General features: G+C 72.8%; 12 protein-coding genes. 6 read left to right on the top strand and 6 right to left on the bottom strand.

The features are described from left to right. Positions 1 to 19 precede the first annotated feature (19 nt). Both P1K89_RS20385 and P1K89_RS20390 read right to left on the bottom strand, forming a co-directional pair. Positions 20 to 793 (bottom strand): transporter substrate-binding domain-containing protein, encoded by a 774-nt coding sequence (locus P1K89_RS20385; RefSeq protein WP_284618339.1) that lies wholly within the window; start codon positions 791 to 793, stop codon positions 20 to 22. Positions 794 to 828: 35 nt separating this feature from the next. Continuing rightward, positions 829 to 3,795: a PAS domain S-box protein gene (locus P1K89_RS20390; RefSeq protein WP_284618340.1), complete on the bottom strand. Its 2,967-nt coding sequence runs from the start codon at positions 3,793 to 3,795 to the stop codon at positions 829 to 831. A 152-nt stretch (positions 3,796 to 3,947) separates the two neighbouring features. Between P1K89_RS20390 and P1K89_RS20395 the strand changes: the two genes are divergently transcribed. The 6 genes from P1K89_RS20395 (at position 3,948) to P1K89_RS20420 (ending at position 11,123) form a co-directional block, all read left to right on the top strand. Then, a complete protein-coding gene (locus P1K89_RS20395; RefSeq protein ID WP_284618341.1) occupies positions 3,948 to 4,592 on the top strand; it encodes a TetR/AcrR family transcriptional regulator in 645 nt (214 codons plus the stop codon). Positions 4,593 to 4,685: 93 nt separating this feature from the next. Then, positions 4,686 to 4,823, top strand: a complete 138-nt coding sequence (locus P1K89_RS20400) for a hypothetical protein (RefSeq protein ID WP_284618342.1) — start codon at positions 4,686 to 4,688, stop codon at positions 4,821 to 4,823. Between the two features lie 76 nt (positions 4,824 to 4,899). Next, entirely contained in the window at positions 4,900 to 5,847 is a 948-nt protein-coding gene (locus tag P1K89_RS20405) for an alpha/beta fold hydrolase (RefSeq protein WP_284618343.1), read from the top strand. Between the two features lie 92 nt (positions 5,848 to 5,939). After that, a complete protein-coding gene (locus tag P1K89_RS20410; protein ID WP_284618344.1) occupies positions 5,940 to 8,003 on the top strand; it encodes a GGDEF domain-containing protein in 2,064 nt (687 codons plus the stop codon). Beyond that, a complete protein-coding gene (locus P1K89_RS20415) occupies positions 8,000 to 10,078 on the top strand; it encodes a GGDEF domain-containing protein (RefSeq protein WP_284618345.1) in 2,079 nt (692 codons plus the stop codon). The genes P1K89_RS20410 and P1K89_RS20415 overlap by 4 nt, the downstream gene beginning before the upstream one ends. A 31-nt stretch (positions 10,079 to 10,109) precedes the next feature. Next, on the top strand, positions 10,110 to 11,123 hold the full coding sequence (locus P1K89_RS20420; protein ID WP_284618346.1) for a Bug family tripartite tricarboxylate transporter substrate binding protein: 1,014 nt from the start codon (positions 10,110 to 10,112) through the stop codon (positions 11,121 to 11,123). 69 nt (positions 11,124 to 11,192) lie between these two features. Here P1K89_RS20420 and P1K89_RS20425 read toward each other — a convergent pair whose 3' ends face one another. From P1K89_RS20425 to creD, 4 genes are all read right to left on the bottom strand, one after another. After that, positions 11,193 to 12,881 (bottom strand): AMP-binding protein, encoded by a 1,689-nt coding sequence (locus P1K89_RS20425; protein ID WP_284618347.1) that lies wholly within the window; start codon positions 12,879 to 12,881, stop codon positions 11,193 to 11,195. A 238-nt stretch (positions 12,882 to 13,119) separates the two neighbouring features. Further along, on the bottom strand, positions 13,120 to 13,941 hold the full coding sequence (locus P1K89_RS20430) for an HDOD domain-containing protein (RefSeq protein WP_284618348.1): 822 nt from the start codon (positions 13,939 to 13,941) through the stop codon (positions 13,120 to 13,122). 493 nt (positions 13,942 to 14,434) lie between these two features. Next, positions 14,435 to 16,129 (bottom strand): GMC family oxidoreductase, encoded by a 1,695-nt coding sequence (locus tag P1K89_RS20435; protein WP_284618349.1) that lies wholly within the window; start codon positions 16,127 to 16,129, stop codon positions 14,435 to 14,437. Further along, positions 16,092 to 17,525, bottom strand: a complete 1,434-nt coding sequence (gene creD, locus P1K89_RS20440; RefSeq protein WP_284618350.1) for a cell envelope integrity protein CreD — start codon at positions 17,523 to 17,525, stop codon at positions 16,092 to 16,094. The genes P1K89_RS20435 and creD overlap by 38 nt, the downstream gene beginning before the upstream one ends. Positions 17,526 to 17,620: the final 95 nt, after the last annotated feature.

The raw sequence follows: 17,620 nt of genomic DNA on the forward strand, positions 1-17,620 counted from the left end.
GCCCGAGGCCGGCGCCCGCTCACTTCGCCAGCGTCGGCGCGATCCGGCTCCATTCCGGCGACGCGCGCAGGCGGCCGATCTCGGTCCAGACGGCCTCGACGTAGTCCGGCTGGGCCAACTGGAACCGGCGGTTGAACGCCGCATGCAGCGTGAAGCTCAGGAAGGGCGCCGACAGGATCTCGATCTTGCCGCGATACTCGTCGCTGGCCACTTCCTCGGCCGCCTGCTGCGCGTTGAGGATCAGGATCTCGCCGCGGCCGAGCAGCAGCTTGTTCAGCAGCGACTCGTTGGCGCTGGCGCCCTCGTCGCCGGGCACGCCGAGCTTGGCCAGCTTCTCCCGCACGCTGACCACGCCTTTGTTGAACATGACCGGCGAGTTCAGCCCGGAGAAGCTCGTACCGTCCCACCAGGCCCGGCTGCCGACCCGCCGCAGGGCCACCAGGGTGACGCTGCCGACGGCCCGGCTCGGGTCGACCTGTCCTGCCGCCATCGGAAAGGCCAGGGTCGGCAGGAACGCGGGATGGGCCGACGGCGGCATCGCGACGTCGTAGGTGCCGGCCGCGGCGCCATCGGTACAACGCACCCAGGGCACGGCCTCGACTTCGACGACGTCCCCCTGGCGCTCCACCGCCTTGCGCAGCAGCCACTGCCCCTGGCCTTCGCGACCGGGAAAGGTCAGCGGTGGGAAGGGGTTGGCCGGGATGCAGACCTTGATCGTGCGCGCGGGGCAGGCCATCGCCGCGCCCAGCAGGGCGCAGCCGAGCAGCCACCGGGGCAGGACGACAGGCTTCATCGACGTTCGCAGGCGGGTCGGCATTGTCACGGCCTTCACGCCGCCCGCAACGGCCGCAGCCGGCCGAGCGCGCGCAGCAGCTCGGCCTCGTCGACCGGCTTGGCGATGAAGTCGCACATGCCGGCTTCCTCCGCCTGGCGGCGCTCGATCTCCAGCACCGCGGCCGACAGCGCCACCACCGGCAGCGCCGCGGTGCGCGGGTCGTCGCGCAATGCGCGTGCGGCGGCCAGACCGTCGAGCACCGGCATGTGCAGGTCCATCAGCACGGCGTCCAGCGTCTGCACGTGCTCGCGCGCCAGCGCGAGGGCCTGTTCGCCGTCGGCGGCTTCGAGCGGCTCGGCGCCGAGCCGGCGCAGCAGCGCGACGATGATCAGCATGTTGACCGGGTTGTCCTCGGCGACCAGCACGCGCATGCCGGTCAGCGCGGCCGACGGCACGCTGCCGGCGGTCGCGGCATCGGCCGCCGGTTCGTCCGCCGCCGGCAGTGGCAGCTCGACCCAGAAGCGGCTGCCGGGTCCGGCACCCCTGGCGCTGCGCGCCTCCCCGCCGAGCGGGGGCTGAGCCCCTTCGGGCGGCCGTGCGGGGCTCAGCCCGTCGCTGTCGACGCCGACGGCGCCGCCCATCAGCTCGGCGAGCTGGCGGCAGATCGACAGGCCCAGCCCGGTGCCGCCGAAGCGCCGCGTCGTCGAGCCGTCGGCCTGCTCGAACGGCTGGAACAGGCGCTCGCGCACCTGCGGCGCGACGCCGATGCCGGTGTCCTCGACCTCCAGCCGGACCCGCGGCGGCGCGGACGCGCTGACGCGCAAAGTGATCGTCCCGTGCTGCGTGAACTTCAGCGCGTTGTTCAGGTAGTTCGACAGGATCTGGCGCAGCCGCACCGGGTCGCCCAGCACGCGCAGCGGCAGCGTTTCGTCGATCTCGCACCGCATCTGCAGCCCGCGTTCGCGGCCCAGCGTCGCGAAGGCGCCGAAGGCGCTGTCGACGAGCCCGGCCAGGTCGAAGGGCACACGCTCGACCTGCAGCCGGCCGGCCTCGATCTTCGTCAGGTCCAGCACGCCGGAGACGATGCCCGAGAGCCCCTCGGCCGATTCCGCCAGCAGGCGCAGGTAGTCCTGGCGCTGGCGTTCGTCGAGCGCCGGGTCGAGCAGCAGCCGCGCCAGGCCCAGCACGCCGTTGAGCGGGGTGCGGATCTCGTGGCTCATGCTGGCGAGGAAGGCGCTCTTGGCCTGGCTGGCGGCCTCCGCCTGGTTGCGGGCCTCGGCCAGCACCTGCTCGACGCGGCGGCTCTCGGTGATGTCCTCGGCAACCCAGATCGCGCCGCCGTCGCGCGGGCGCGCCGCATCGACCGCCCGGCCGCGCAGGCGCACCAGCAGCGTGCTGCCGTCTGGTCGCAGCGCGTGGCGTTCGACGTCCACCGTCTCGCCGCGGGCCAGCGCCTGATCGGCTGCCGAGAAGAAGCGCTCGAAGTGGCGCATCTTGGCGAACAGCGTCGACACCGGCGCGCCGCGCAGCGAGCCCACGGGCCGGCCGTACATGCGCTCGAACGCCGGGTTGATGCGCTCGAACACGTGGTCGCGCACCAGCGCGACCCCGACCGACGCGTTGTTGAGGATCGCTTCGCCCTCGGCCCAGGCGCGCTCGACCTCGGTGATGTCGCGCGCGCTGAACACGCCCACCGCTTCGCCGTCCCATTCGAAGCGACCGGCGCTGATCAGCACGTGGCGGCGCTCGCCGGCCTTGTTGTAGACGATCGAGCGCTTGTCGCGCAGGCGGCCGTGCTGCAGCAGCTCGTCGCGCAGCGCGACGGCCTGCGACGGCTCGCGCCACAGCCCGAGCTCGACGCCGTTGCGGCCGAGCAGCTCGTGCTCGTCGAAGCCGGTCAGCTGCATGAACGCGGCGTTGAACATCGTCAGCTGGCCGCTGACCACCGGCGCGACGAAGATCGCGTCGGGCGACTCCCTGAACAGCCGGTCGAGCATGTCGCGCGAGCGCTGCAGCTCGCGCTGCGCCTGCACCTCGGCGGTGACATTGCGGCTCACGCCCCACCAGCCGAGGAAGCGGCCCGCCTCGTCGCGCATCGGCTCGCCGCTGGCCTTGATCACCAGCAAGGTGCCGTCGGTGCAGCGGTAGCTGCAGACCAGCTCGCGAAACGGCTGCTGCTTGCGCATCGCCTCCAGGAACGCGCCCCAGTCCGCATCGTCCACGTTGCGCGGACCGCCCGGCTGGTTCAGCCGCATGAACTCGTCGACGCGACGGCCGGTATGGTGCTCGAACGACGGCGTCAGCATCACCAGGCGGCCGTTGGGCGCGAGCTCCCAGGCCCAGTCGCTGCCCAGCCGCAGCAGCTGGCCGAGCCGGCGTTCCTGGCCGAGCGCGCGCTGCAGGCTGCGCTGCAGGGGCCGCGACAGCGTCAGCGCGGCCAGCAGGCCGGCGGCGATCATCAGCAGCTGGCCGATCAGCCGCGCATCGGGATCGAAGCGCTGCAGCGCGTCGGGCGCCATCAACCAGCCGCGGCGCTGCGCCGCATACAGCAGCAGCACGCCGGCGAGGTTCAGCGCCGCGATCAGCACCGCGACGCGCAGGCTCAGCAGCACACCGGCGATGACCAGCAGCAAGCTGACGCCGGCCAGCGCCAGCGAGTGCAGGCCCAGGCCCGTGCCCCACGCATGGACGATCGCGGCCGCCAGCAGCACCAGCAAGGTGAGCAGGCCCGCGGCCTGGTAGTGTCCGCGCCGCTCGAGCAGCATGCCGACGCCGCCGCCGATGCTGGCGGCCAGTCCCAGCAGGGCGCGCAGCGGCACGCGTGCGCGGTCCGTCGCGACCCCACTCTCGAGCGCGGCCGAGGCCAGCAGCAGCAGCCCGAGCAGGATCACGAAGCGGCACAGCACGCGCGCGCTCAGCGCGGCGAACTCCTCGCGCGGCGCCAGCATCGACAACTCGGGCAGCGGCGCGGCGGCCGCGGGCGGCGGCGCGGGCTCGGCTCGGTCGGTGGCGGGTCGCATGCGTGCTTCGGCGGCAGACCGCTCCGGGCGATGGTAGCGGTGGGCCGCGCGCCGCGGGCGACGGCGTGACGCGGCGATGCCCCCACGCCACGGATGGCTTCTCGCACGAGGGTGCGAATTTGCTTCGCACGACCGTGCTATCGTCCGCTCCCATGGAAACCCGGACTGAACGCAGCGGCCTGACCCTCGCGGCCATCGTCGACACCGCCGTGCAGATGGCGGCGGCCGACGGGCTCGAGAGCCTGACCATCGGCGAAGTGGCCAAGCGGCTCGGGCTGTCCAAGAGCGGCGTGTTCTCGCGCGTCGGCTCGCGCGAGGCGCTGCAGTGCGCGGTGGTCGAGGAATACGACCGCCGCTTCCTGCAGGACGTCTTCATGCCGGCGATGCGCGAGCCGCGCGGCCTGCCGCGGCTGGACGCCATCATGCGCCTGTGGCTGCAGCGCGCCCGCGAGGTCGAGCTGCGCACCGGGTGCATCTACTGCGCCGGCGCCTTCGAGTACGACGACCGCGCCGGCCCGGTGCGCGAGCGCCTGAAGGAGGGCGTGATGCGCTGGCGCGCGGCGCTCAAGCGCACCGTGATCCAGGCCATCGACGCCGGCCACCTGCTGCCCGACACCGATGCCGAGCAGATGGTCTTCGAGATGGATGCGCTGTTCACCGGCCTGATGCGGGACGCGCGTTTCCTCGACGATGCCCGCGCGCCCGACCGTGCGTGGTCCGCCTGGCAGCGGCTGATCCGCGCGGCGCTCGCGCCGTCGGCGGCCCCCGCCGCTTCGATCTCTTCCCGGTCGCGTTGAGGGTCCCATGAAGACCCCGGGCGACTCTTTTCGCGGCCTGATTTCGCACGATCGTGCTAACTGGCCAACCAACGTGCCCACCAGGAGCGTGTCATGAGCCTGATCCTTGTTGTCCTGCTGCTGTTCGTCGTCGGCCGCGCTGCACGCGCCGCCTGGCGCCTGTGGTCGGCGCTGCCGCACCGCAATGCCGACTTCGGCCTCGTCGAAGGCGACACCGGGGGGCGGCCATGAGCCCCGAACTCGCCCCGGACGCGAAGCGGCCCCTCGCGGGTCCGCGGTGCACGGCGCGCACCGCCCAGGGGGTCCTGTGAGCGACGCCGGCGCCTCGTCGGGCAGCGCCGCGGCGGTGAACCCGGTGAATCCGGCCGCGGCGTTCTACGCGACGCCGGCGGCGCGTGTCTTCAGCGCGGTGCTGCGCCAGGCGCAGCGCTGGTCGCCGGCGCTGACCGCGCGGCTGGCGCTGGCGCTGTTCTGCACGCCGCTGCCGGGCAAGCGGCACGCCCGTGCGAAACCGGTGCCGGCACCGTGGACCGCGCGCCACCATCGCTTCGAGGACGGGCGGCTCGCCACCTGGCACCGCAGCGACGTCGTCGCCGGCGCGCCGAAGGTGCTGCTGGTGCACGGCTGGGCCGGTGATGCGCAGCAGTGGCGCGCACTGGGCGACCGGCTGGCCGACGCGGGCTTCGACCCGGTGCTGCTGGACCTGCCGGCGCACGGCCGCAGCGACGGCCGGCGGGCGACCTTGCCGCAATGGGTGCGCGCGCTGTTCGCGGTGAGCGCGACGCAGGGGCCGTGGCACGGCATCGCCGCCCATTCGCTCGGCGCGCTGGCGGCCGCGCATGCCGTGGCGCGCGGCTTGCCGGCACGGCGGCTGGCGCTCGTCGCGGTGTCGCCGCCGCCGCGGCAGTTCCTGCGCTGGTTCGCCGGCGTGCTCGGCCCGGGCGAGCCGCTGGCCGTGCGCATGCAGGCGTGGTTCGAGCGCCAGTCCGGCGTGCCGATGCAGCAGTTCGAGGCCGCGTGGCTCGGGCCGCGGCTGGACGCGCCGACGCTGCTGGTGCACGACCGCGACGACCGCACCGCACCGCTCGCCAGTGCCCAGCGGCTGCAGTCCGCCATCCCCGGCGCGCAGCTGGCGCTGACGCAGGACCTCGGCCACCGCCGCATCCTCGCCGACCCGGCGGTGCACGAGCACCTGCTCGAGCACTTGCTTGAGCACCTGCAGCCCGGTCGCCCCGGCGGGCACGAACGCGGGTAAGCCCGACGCCGCGCGCGCAATATTGCGCGCGGCGCGCCGGACGGGCTCCGTACACTGGGAGCCCCTATGTTGTCCGGCGCCGTTCCTCGTCGATGAAGCTGTTGGCGACGATGCTGCGCGCGGGCACGGCCTGCGCGCTGTTGGTGCTGGCCACGGCCGGCACGGCCGCGCCCTCGCCTTCGCCCTCGTCCGCCCCGGCGCCCGACGGCCGGCTGGCCGCACTCGAGGACTCCTCCCGCGCGCAGCCGCGCGAGGCCATCGCGCGGCTCGGTGCGCTGGCACCGACATTGCCCGACGCCAGTGCGCAGCGCGTGCTGGCGCTGGCACTGCGCGGACAGCTCCAGGCGCAGCGCGACGATGCCGAAGGGGCCGAGCTGGCGCTGCGCGAGCTCGAGCAGCTGCGCGGCCGCGAGCCCAGCGCGGCGGCCGCGGCCGGCTACGTGCGCGCGACGCTGACGCAGCGGCGGGGCCCGATGGCGCGTGCCGACCGCCAGGCCGCCGATGCGCTCGCGCTGCTGCCCGCCGGGGCGATGCCGTCGCTGCGCTACCGGCTGATGCACCTGCTGGCGAGCGTCAAGGAAGAAACCGGCCAGCTCGACGAAGCGGTGCGGCTGCGCCAGCAGCTGATCCAGCTGGCCGACCAGGCCGGCCCGGCCTGGCGCCAGTCGGAAGCCCGCATGGCGCTGGCCTACACGCTGCGGCTGGCCAAGCAGGACCAGGCGGCGCGCGAGATGAACCGCGATGCGCTGGCGCGCGCCCGCGCCGCCGGCGACAAGCTGGCCGAATCGCGCGCGCTGAACATCGAGGGCATGCTGCTGGCCGATGCCGGCGACGCCGCGGGCGAGCTGCGCGCGATGCAGCGCATGATGGAGCTGGCACGCGAGACCGGCGCGCGCGAAGACGAGGTGCTGGGCCTGGCGAACCTGGCCGACCACTACCTGAAGGGTGGCGACTACGCGACCGCGCTGCGCCTGTCGCGCGAGGCGCTGCCGCTGGCGCGCGAGCTCTCCGACCCGGCCAGCGAGTCGGTGGCGCTGGCCAACATCGGCCTGGCGCTGATCTCGATGCGCCAGCGCGACGAAGGCCTCGAGTACGCGCGCCGCTCGATGGCCATCGACGAACGCGCCGGCGCCGTGACCAGCCTGGCACAGACGCAGGAGGAGCTGGGCATCTACCTCGAGCGCGCGGGCTACCTGGCCGACGCCGTCGAGGCCTACCGGCGCTTCCGCAAGCTGTCCGACGAAGTCTTCCGCCGCGACCAGCAGCAGGCCATCCTGGAGCTGCAGGAAGGTTTCGACAACGAACGCCGCCAGCGCGAGCTCGACCTGCTGCAGCGCGAGAACAGCCTGAAGCAGGCGCAGCTGACCGGCGCGCAGCTGCAGCAGCGGGTGTGGATCGCCGCGGCGGCCATCGGCGTGCTGGTGCTGGCGCTGGCCGCGGTGCTGCTGCTGAAGCTGCGCCGGGCCGGTCACCTGCTCGTCGAGGGCAACGCGCTGCTGCAGACACAGAGTGAACGCGATCCGCTGACCAACCTCGCGAACCGGCGCTACCTGCAGCGCGTGATGCAGCCGGAGGCCGACGGCGCGCAGCCGTTCGAGGGCTCGCTGCTGCTGATCGACCTCGACCACTTCAAGCGCATCAACGACCGCCATGGCCATGCCGCCGGCGACGCGGTGCTGATCGAGGTGGCCCGCCGGCTGCGCGCGACGCTGCGCGACGAGGACCTCGTCGTGCGCTGGGGCGGCGAGGAATTCCTCGTCGTCGCCCAGGCGCTGACGCAGGACCAGGTGCAGGCGCTCGCGCAGCGGCTGCTCACCGCCATCGGCGGCACGCCGGTGGCGCTGCCCGGGTCCGGCGCCCCGCCGGTGGCCATCAGCGCCTCGATCGGTTATGCCTGCTTCCCGACCGAGCCGACGCGGCTGGCGGTGAACTGGGAGCATGCGCTGGACCTCGTCGACACCGCGCTCTACCTGGCCAAGGCCCATGGCCGCAACCTCGCCTACGGCGTGCGCCTGCTGCACGCCCGCGACGAGACCGAGCTGGTGCAGATCAGCCGCGGCCTCGAGGCGGCGTGGACCGACGGGCGCGTCAAGCTGACGCCGCTCCGAGGGCCGTCGCAGGCCGGCGCGACCGCCGCGCAGGAGCCCGTGGCATGACGAGCGGCCTGCGCCTGTGCATGCTGACCGCGGCCCTGGCCGCGACGCTGGCGCTCCCGGCCGGCCCCGCCGGCGCGGCGACGCCGGAACAGCAGCTCGACGCCCTGCGGCTGCTCGGCGAGGACCGGCCGGCCAAGGCGCTGGAGGCGCTCGATGCGCTGCCGGCGCCTGCCGGGGCCGAGGAAGCGCGCTGGCGCGCCCGCACCCGGGCCGAGATTGCCGCGCGCGGTGCCGACGATGCCGACGCCGCGCGGCGCCGGGAGGACGCGCTGGACGCGGCACGTGCGGTCGGGCCCGCGCTGCTGGTCGAGGCCGACCGGCAGTACCTGCTGGCGCTGCGCGCGGAGCACGACGACGCGGCCACGCTGCCCGACCTTGCGCGCGCCGCGCTGTCGGCCTACGACAGCCATTGCAAGGCGCTGGCACCACCGCAGTCCGACTGCGAGTACCGCGCGCGCTGGCGCCTGCTGCAGCTGCTGGCCAGCCATTCGCGCGGCCAGCGTGCGCCGGCCGCCGCGCGCCAGCATGCCCGCGCGGCGCTCGAGCTGGCGATCGCCGGCAACGACGGCTGGCGCCAGGCGTGGAGCGAAAGCGAGCTGGCGCTGGCCGCGGGCAACGAGCGCGACTTCACGCGCGCCCACGCGCACCTCGAGCGCGCGCAGCAACTGGCCGCCCGCGAGAACGAGCCGCACCTGACGGCGCGCCTGGCACTGGTCGACGGCAACATCGGCCAGGACCAGGGCGACTGGACGCGCGCGCGCAGCAGCGAGCTGCGCGCCCTGTCGGTCGCGCGGCAGGCGCAGCTCGCGCGCTACGAGGCGATGGCGCTGGTCAACCTGAGCGACCAGTCGGTGCAGTCCGGCCGGCCTGCCGAGGCGCTGGACTATGCGCTGCAGGGGTTGGTCGCGGTGAAGCCGCTGCGCAGCAAGCGCATCGAACGCGCGCTGACGCACAACGCGATGCTCGCGCGCGTCGCGCTCGGCCGCCGCGCCGAGGCCCGCGCCGACTTCGAGGCGCTGCAGGCCGCGTGGTCGGCCGACGGTGCGATCGGCCAGCAGGTGACCGCGATGCGCGAGTTCGGCGACGCCCTGGCCAAGGTCGGCGACCTGCGCGGCGCGCTCGAGCTGCACCACCGCGAGACCGAGCTGTCGCGCCGGCTGATGGAAGCCAACCGCGAAACGGCGCTGGCCGAGCTGCGCTCGCGCTACGACAGCGAGGCGCAGCAGCGCAACATCATGCTGCTGGAGCGGGACAACGCACTGAAGACCGCGCAGATCGACAACCAGGGCCTGCTGCGCAAGCTTTGGACACTGGGCGCCGGCGTGCTGGTGCTGGCGATGGCGCTGATGCTGCTGCTGGTGCGGCGCGTGCGCGAGACCAACCGCGCGCTCGAGCACAGCCGCGCGAAGCTGCGTGTGCAGAGCGAACGAGACCCGCTGACCGGCCTGGCCAACCGGCGCCACTTCCAGGCCGTGCTGCAGGACAGCGGCCAGGCCGACAAGGGCTTCCGCGGCGCACTGCTGATGATCGACATCGATCACTTCAAGCACATCAACGACAACCAGGGCCACGGCGCCGGCGACCAGGTGCTGGTCGAGGTCGCGCACCGCATCGCCGCCGCGGTGCGCAGCGAGACGGACACGGTCGCGCGCTGGGGCGGCGAGGAGTTCCTGGTGCTGGCCCCGTCGCTGCATCGCCACGACACCGAGGCGCTGGCGCAGCGCCTGCTGCAGGCCGTCGCCGGCACGCCGGTGACCCTGGCCGACGGCAGCACCGTGCGCTGCACGGCGTCGATCGGCCATGCGGTGTTCCCGCTGCCGCCGCACGGCGTGACGCTGTCGCCGGAGCAGGCCGTGAACCTGACCGACATGGCGCTTTACACCGCGAAGAGCCAGGGCCGCAACCGCGCGGTCGGCATCGTGCAGGCCGACGTCGCCGACGCCGAAGCGCTGCGCGCGCTGGAAAGCGACTTCGAGCGCGCCTGGGTCGAGGGCCGCGTGCACCTGCGCATCGACGCTGGCCCGGACGCGCCGCCGCCCGGACGCGCGCCGGCCGGGGCCGCGATCACGGCATGATGCGCGGATCACCACAAGACGAGGAGACTTCATGCCGAGACGATCGCCTGGCGCCCCGAGCCGGCGCCACCTGCTGGTCGGCGCCGCCGCGTTGCTCGCGCTGCCGGGTGCCAATGCCCAAAGTACGTGGCCGACGAAGCCGGTGCGCATCGTCGTGCCGTTCGCGGCCGGCGGCACCACCGACATCCTGGCGCGCGCGCTGGCGCCCGAGCTGCAGAAGGCCTTCGGACAGCCCTTCGTCGTCGACAACAAGCCCGGCGCCGGCGGAAACAACGGCGCGGCCGAGGTTTCGAAGGCCGCGGCCGACGGCTACACGCTGCTGATGGGCACGGTGGGCACGCATGCGATCAACCCGTCCGTGTACCCGAAGATGCCCTACGACCACGTGAAGGACTTCCAGCCCGTCACGCTGGTGGCCGGCGTGCCCAACGTGCTGGTGCTGAACCCGGCCAGCGCGCAGCGCTACGGCGTCAACACCGTGGCCGACCTGGTGAAGGCCGCGAAGGCCAACCCGGGGCGCATGAACATGGCGAGCTCCGGCAACGGCACCTCGATCCACCTCGCCGGCGAGCTGTTCAAGACCATGACTGGCACCTACATGGTCCACTTCCCGTACCGCGGCTCGGGCCCGGCGCTGATCGACCTGATCGGCGGCAACATGGACCTGATGTTCGACAACCTGCCGTCGGCGCTGCCGCAGATCAAGGCCGGCAAGCTGAAGGCGCTGGCGGTGACCAGTGCGACGCGCTCGTCGGCGATGCCGGACCTGCCGACGGTCGAGGAAGCCGGCGGCAGCGCGCTGAAGGGCTACGAGGCCAGCTCGTGGTTCGGCCTGCTGGCACCCGCCGGCACGCCGATGGACATCGTCAACCGCGTGCAGCAGGAAACCGCGAAGGCGCTGGCCACGCCGGCGCTGAAGGAACGCCTGCAGGCCCAGGGCGCGATCCCCAGCGGCAACAGCCCGGCGGACTTCGCGAAAATGATCGCCGCGGAGACCGCGAAGTGGGCGAAGGTGGTCAAGGCCTCGGGCGCGAAGGTCGACTGAACCTGCGCCCGCCAGGCCGCCCGCGCGGCCCGCGCGGGGCGCACCGGCCGATGCCGGTGCGCGGCGTCGTCAGCTCAGCCAGATGACCGACTTGCGGCTTTCCGACCAGCGCTCGTACTGCCCGCCGTAGGCTTCCTCGACGCGGTTGCGCTTGACCTTGAAGGTCGGCGTGATGAAGCCGTTGTCGACGGTCCAGGGCTCGGTGACGACGATCAGCGAATCGAGCTGCTCGTGCGGGTCGAGCTTGGCGTTGACAGTCTTCAGGTGCTCGGCCAGCGAGTCCTCGAGGCTCTTCTTCGAGGACGCGTCCTTCGCGCGTTGGGCGGCGTCGATGTTCAGCATCACGATGCCCAGCGGCTGGCCGAGGTTGGCGCCGGTGACGCAGCAGGCCTCGATCGCGGTGTGCATCACCAGCCGGTCCTCGATCGGCGCGGGCGCGACGTACTTGCCCTTGCTGGTCTTGAACAGGTCCTTCACGCGGCCGGTGATCTTCAGGTTGCCCTCCGCGTCGAGCTGGCCCTTGTCGCCGGTGTGCAGCCAGCCGTCGTCGGTGAAGGTCTGCTTGGTCAGCTCGGGCTCCTTGAAGTAGCCGAGCATCAGCCCGGGGCTGCGCATCTGGATCTCGCCGTTGGCCGGGTCGATGCGCGTCTCGATGCCCTCGTAGGGCATGCCGACGGTGCCGGGCCTCGGCTTGCCGAGGAAGGTGGCGTGCGAGACGCCGCAGTTCTCGGTCATGCCGTAGACCTCGACGATCGGCAGGCCGAGCTTCTCGTACCACTTCAGCAGCTCGGGCGGCATCGGCGCGGCGCCGCCGGCGGCGAACTGGCACTGGTCGAGGCCCAGCGCGCCGAGGATCTTGCGGCGCACGATGCCGCCGAGGATCGGGATCCTCAGCATGCGGTTGAGCTTCTCCGGCGGCATCTTCGCGCTGACACCCTGCTGGAACTTGACCCACAGCCGCGGCACCGAGAAGAAGGCCGTCGGCCGCGCGCGCTGCAGGTCGGCGGTGAAGGTCTCCAGGCTCTCGGCGAACCACACCTGCATGCCGGTGGCGAACAGGCCGTGCTCGATCAGCGTGCGCTCGGCCACGTGCGACAGCGGCAGGTAGCTCAGCACGCGGGTGTTGGGGCCCAGGTTCAGGCGCTTCAGGCCGGCCTGCACCGACCAGGCGAAGGTCGCGAAGCTGTGCATCACGCCCTTCGGGTTGCCGGTGGTGCCGGAGGTGTACATGATGGTCGATAGCTCGTCGCCGTCGCGCACCGGCTGGCCGGCGATCGGCTTGGCCTTGGCGATCGCGTCGTCCCAGCTCGCGTAGTTCGCACCCTTGGGTGCCAGCGGCATCGCGATGCACGGCAGGCCGGCGGGGATGCCGGGCTTCATGCCGTCGAAGCCGTCGAGCTTGCCGACGAACAGCAGCTTCGACTCGCTGTGGTCGAGGATCTGGCGGATCGTGTCGGCGGCCAGCGTCGGGTACAGCGGCACCGAGACGCCGCCGGCCATCCAGATCGCCCAGTCGGCGATCAGCCACCAGGCGGTGTTCTTCGACAGCAGCGCCACCTTGTCGCCAGGCGCCAGGCCGAGGCTCTTCAGGTGCCCGGCCATGCGCCGCACCTGGTCCATCGCCTCGCGCCAGGTGAAGGTCTTGATCGCGCCGCCGCCCATCGGCTGCGTGAACACGACGCGGTCCGGCGTCGTCTTTTCCCAGTGGTACAGGCGCTGCAGCGCGAGCTGCTCGGGCGGAACGGTGGTGCGGCTCATCGGGTCCTCGGGGCGTTCAGGAAGCTTTCAGGAACGCGGGCAGGGTAGCCGCGGCCGCTGCGGCCTCTTGTTGGGGCTTTCCATGGTCTAGACGCGTCACTCTCGGGACAGACGACCGAAGGGGCGCGCGCCAGCGCCGCCCAAGATCAAGCGAACGCCGCGGAACCGGCTCTGCCGGGCCGCAGGCGTTGCCCCCTAAGGGGGCGGCGGCCGCCAGGCCGCTCCGGGGGTGGTCAGGTTATCGGCCGTGTTCGGCGGCATCCAGGAGCTGCTGCTCGATGCGGCGCGCGGCGCGCAGGGTCAGGGTGGTGTCGAGGTCGGTCTGCGGCGCGATCACCGCGGCGATGTCATCGAGCTCGTCGGGCGTGGTCAACATCGTGTGCACGATGGTCGACAGGGCCAGCGTGGTGCGCTTCACCGGCGGCACCTCGTGCAACTCGTGCGTGCGCTGCGCATCGACATGGTGGCGCACGCTGGCCACCGCCTGCGGGCCGAGACCCCAGCTTTCGCACAGCGCGGCGCCGAGCGCGTCATGGCTGACGCCGAAACCGGCGCGTTCCAGCTCGCACAGGTCGGCATCGGAGTCGACCGCCCGCAGCATCGAGCGGTAGTGGTTCGGCGCGTGGCGGAACAGCACCGCCTTGCCGCATTCCTCGAACAGCCCCGCCGAGTGCGCGGCCCAGGCATCCAGGCCCAGCGCCTGGGCGAGCCGCCCCATCACGAAGCCGCGCTGCGCCGCGCGCTGCCAGATCGGCTCCAGCTCGGGGGCCGGCGGGAAGGCCGCCCGCAGCCCCATCTCGAACGTGATGCCGGCGATCTCGCGCGTGCCGAGGTAGGTCACCGCCTGCTGCACGCTCTGCACGCGGCCCTTCAGGCCGTAGAGCGACGAGTTCACCGCCTTCATCACCGATGCGGCGAGCGCCATGTCGCGTTCGACCAGCTCGGCGATCGCCGTCAGGTTGATGTCCTCGTCGGCCATCAGCAGCGACAGACGCACCAGCGTGTCCGGCTTGGCGGGGATGTCGATTTCCAGGGTGCGCAGCTGCGAATTGACGGACATGGGGGCCTCGGGACTGCTCGGCGGCCCGCCGGAAGTGGGGGCTCCCGTCGAGGTTAGCCCGCGGCCGCGCCGGGCAATGCGTCGAAACGTGAGGGCGCAGGGGGTCAGTTCCACGGACTGCGGCAGAGTGCACGCCCAGGAAAGCAAGAAGCGCCGGCCAGACCGCGGCACGGAGAAGAAAAGGCGCCCGGGGTTGCCCGGCCCGCAAAGAAAAAGGCGCCGGGGGGTACCCGGCGCCGAGGGCGTCCGCTTGGCCGCGCCGGGACGGTTCACCGCCCGGCTGCGCCGCGGAATTTGTGATGTCCGTTCGGATCGCTTGTTCTGTCTCCTCAGTCCCCCAGGCGCTGCCGGGCGGACCCGGAGCGCGAGAGTGCGCGCAATGTAGGCACCGGGACGGGGCGCGTCTGCCCGGGTTTTCCCGTCATGCGGCGGCCCGACGACAGTGCGCTCCCCGGGATGGGGGGACCCGGCCAAGCGACCGCTGGCCGCCCGGTCAGCCGCGCAGCCACTCGGCCGCGCGCTCGGCGATCATCAGGGTCGGCGAGTTGGTATTGCCGCTGGTGATCGCCGGCATCACGCTGGCATCGGCGATGCGCAGCCCGGCGACGCCGCGCACCCGCAGCCGGCTGTCGACGACCGCGTCCGCATCGTCGTCGCGACCCATCCGGCAGGTGCCCACCGGGTGGAAGATCGTCGTGCCGATGTCGCCGGCCAGGCGCGCGAGCTCCTCGTCGCTCTGGAACTGCACGCCCGGCCGCACCTCGGTCGGCCGGTAAGCCGCCAGCGCCGGCTGCGCGGCGATGCGCCGCGTCAGGCGCAGCGATTCGGCGGCGATCAGCCGGTCCTCGTCGGTGGACAGGTAGTTGGCCTGGATCGCCGGCGCGTCCGCGTGCCGCGGCGAGCGGATGCGCACGTGGCCGCGCGAGCTGGGGTTCAGGTTGCAGACGCTGGCGGTGAAGGCATTGAACGGGTGCAGCGGCTCGCCGAAGGCATCCAGCGACAGCGGCTGCACGTGGTACTCGAGGTTGGCCCAGGGCCGGTCGGGCGACGAACGGGTGAAGGCGCCGAGCTGCGAGGGCGCCATGCTCATCGGCCCGCTGCGCCTGAACAGGTACTGCAGCCCGATGCCGGCCTTGCCCCACAGCGAGTTGGCGATGGTGTTCAGCGTGCGCACGCCCTGCACCTCGAACACCGCGCGGATCTGCAGGTGGTCCTGCAGGTTCTCGCCGACACCGGGCAGCACCACCCGCGGGGCGAGGCCGTGCGCGCGCAGCAGCGGCTCGGGCCCGATGCCCGACAGCTGCAGCAGCTGCGGCGTGCCGATCGCGCCGGCCGCCAGCACCACCTCGCGGGCGGCGTAGGCGCGCTGCGGTGCACCGCCGCCGTCCGGCTGCGCCTCGATGCCGATGACCCGCGGCGCGGCGCCGTCGTCGGCGAAGAGCAGCCGGCTGACGTGGGCGCCGGTCCACACCTGCAGGTTGTCGCGGGCCAGTGCCGGCCGCAGGAATGCCTTGGTCGCGTTCCAGCGGATGCCGGCGCGCTGGTTGACCTCGAAGTAGCCGACACCTTCGTTGTCGCCGCGGTTGAAGTCCTCGGTCGCCGGGATGCCGGCCTGCTGCGCGGCCTCGGCGAAGGCGTCGAGGATCTGCCACGACAGGCGCTGCTTCTCGACGCGCCACTCGCCGCCCGTGCCGTGCACGGCGGCGAGCCCGGCATCCGGGCTGCCGGTGCCGCGCGGACCGCTCGCGCCGCGCCAGTGGTCCTCGTGCTTCATGAAGTACGGCAGGCAGTGCTCCCAGCGCCAGTTCGCGTCGCCGCAGGCCTCGGCCCAGCCGTCGTAGTCGCGGCGCTGGCCGCGCATGTAGATCATGCCGTTGATGCTGGAGCAGCCGCCGAGCACCTTGCCGCGCGGGTAGCGCAGCTGGCGGCCGTTGAGCCCCGGGTCGGGCTCCGTGCGGTAGAGCCAGTCGGTGCGCGGGTTGCCGATGCAATACAGGTAGCCGACCGGCACGTGGATCCACAGGTAGTCGTCGTTGCCGCCGGCCTCGATCAGCAGCACGCGGTTCTTCGGGTCGGCCGACAACCGGTTCGCGAGCAGGCAGCCGGCGGTGCCGGCGCCGACGATGATGTGGTCGTAGGTCGGGGTGCCGTCATCCTTCGGCAGGGAGCGGGGCTGCGGGCTGTGCATCCCCCGATGCTATGTCGCGGCGCCAGCCGTCGAAGAGCGCGTACCAGTCGATGCGGCGCGTCAGCAGCATCAGCGCGGCCAGCGCGCCGAAGAGGCCGAGCGAGCCGATCACCAGCGCGTTCTGCTCCATCTGCAGCAGCGCATAGAGCAGGCCGTAGAGCCCGGCGATCGCCGCCCCGAAGGCCGCGCCACTGCGCCAGCGCCCGAGCATGTGCACCGCGTACCAGCCCAGCAGGCCGGCACAGGCCGCCGCGGCGGCGGCGTACGCGGTGGCGAAGGGCAGGTGCTCCGACAGGCTCAGCAGCAGCAGGAAGAACAGGCTCAGCGCGAGGCCGACGAAGAGGTACTGCACCGGGTGCACGCGCCGGCCCGACAGTGCCTCGACCAGCGCGACGGCGATGAAGGTCAGCACGACGAAGAGCAGGCCGTACTTGATCGCGCGGTCGCTCAGCACGTGGGGATTGACCGGGTCGAAGAACGAGACCGACAGCGTGTCCAGGCAGCCGGCCCGCACCGCGGCCACGCGCTCGCTGCCGTCGTCGGAGACCGGCGGCTGGCCGTCGCACAGGCCGGCGCCGCGCAGCAGGTCGGTCGGCGCCGAGCTGGCCAGCGCGCTCACCGCCCACTGCGCGCTGAAGCCCCGATCATCGATCTGGCGCGTGGCGGGCAGGAAGCGGCCGTCGAAGGACGGATGCGGCCAATCCGAGCGCAGGCTGAAGCGTGTGGCATCGGCCACCGGCACCAGCGCCAGCCGGCCGGTGCCGGCGAGCTCCAGCGACAGGCGCACGTCCAGCGGCGCCGCATCGGCGGCGCGCGCGGCCGGCAGCTCGACATGCAGCCCGCGCGGCCGGCGCGCATCGAGCGTGCCCGGGCGCACGGTCTGCGGCTGGCCGTCGACGCTGACGGTGGCCGAGCGCACGCCGCGTGGATCGGACAGCGCGACGGTCAGCAGCACCGGCCCGCAACCGAGCTTCGAGCCGGCATGCTCGCGCTGCGGCTGCAGCACCGCGAGCGAGCCGAACGTCGCCGCCAGGCTCAGCTGCGCGCCGTAGCTGTTGACGCGGTAGAGGCCGCGGCGGCGCACGTCCTGCGTCGCCTGCCCCTGCACCTCGAGCTTCGCCGGCACCACGGCCAGCGTGAAGGCGCGCTTCTCGGGCACCGTCTTGCGGTCCTTGCCTTCGCCCACCGTGAGCTCCCATTCCTCGGTGCAGGCGCGCTGCAGCCAGGGCCCGGCCAGGGTCTGCGCGCCGGCGTGCGACTGCTCGACGCTGGCCACCGCCTCGCGCTGGCGCGCCGCGCGTTCGTCGACCAGGAAGCCGATGCGCACCAGCACCGCACCGATCAGCGCCAGCACGATGCCCAGCGCCAGGAACTTTCCGAACAGGGGAAATCGCATCGCGCCTCCGCGCAGGTCCGTCTTCGATGCCGGCGATGCTGCGGCCGGCCGGTGAAGCGGCCGCGTGCTGCGTGAAGCGACGGTGAAGCGATGTC

The organism is Aquabacterium humicola (assembly GCF_030167915.1).
Taxonomy (GTDB): Bacteria; Pseudomonadota; Gammaproteobacteria; order Burkholderiales; family Burkholderiaceae_C; genus Pseudaquabacterium; species Pseudaquabacterium humicola.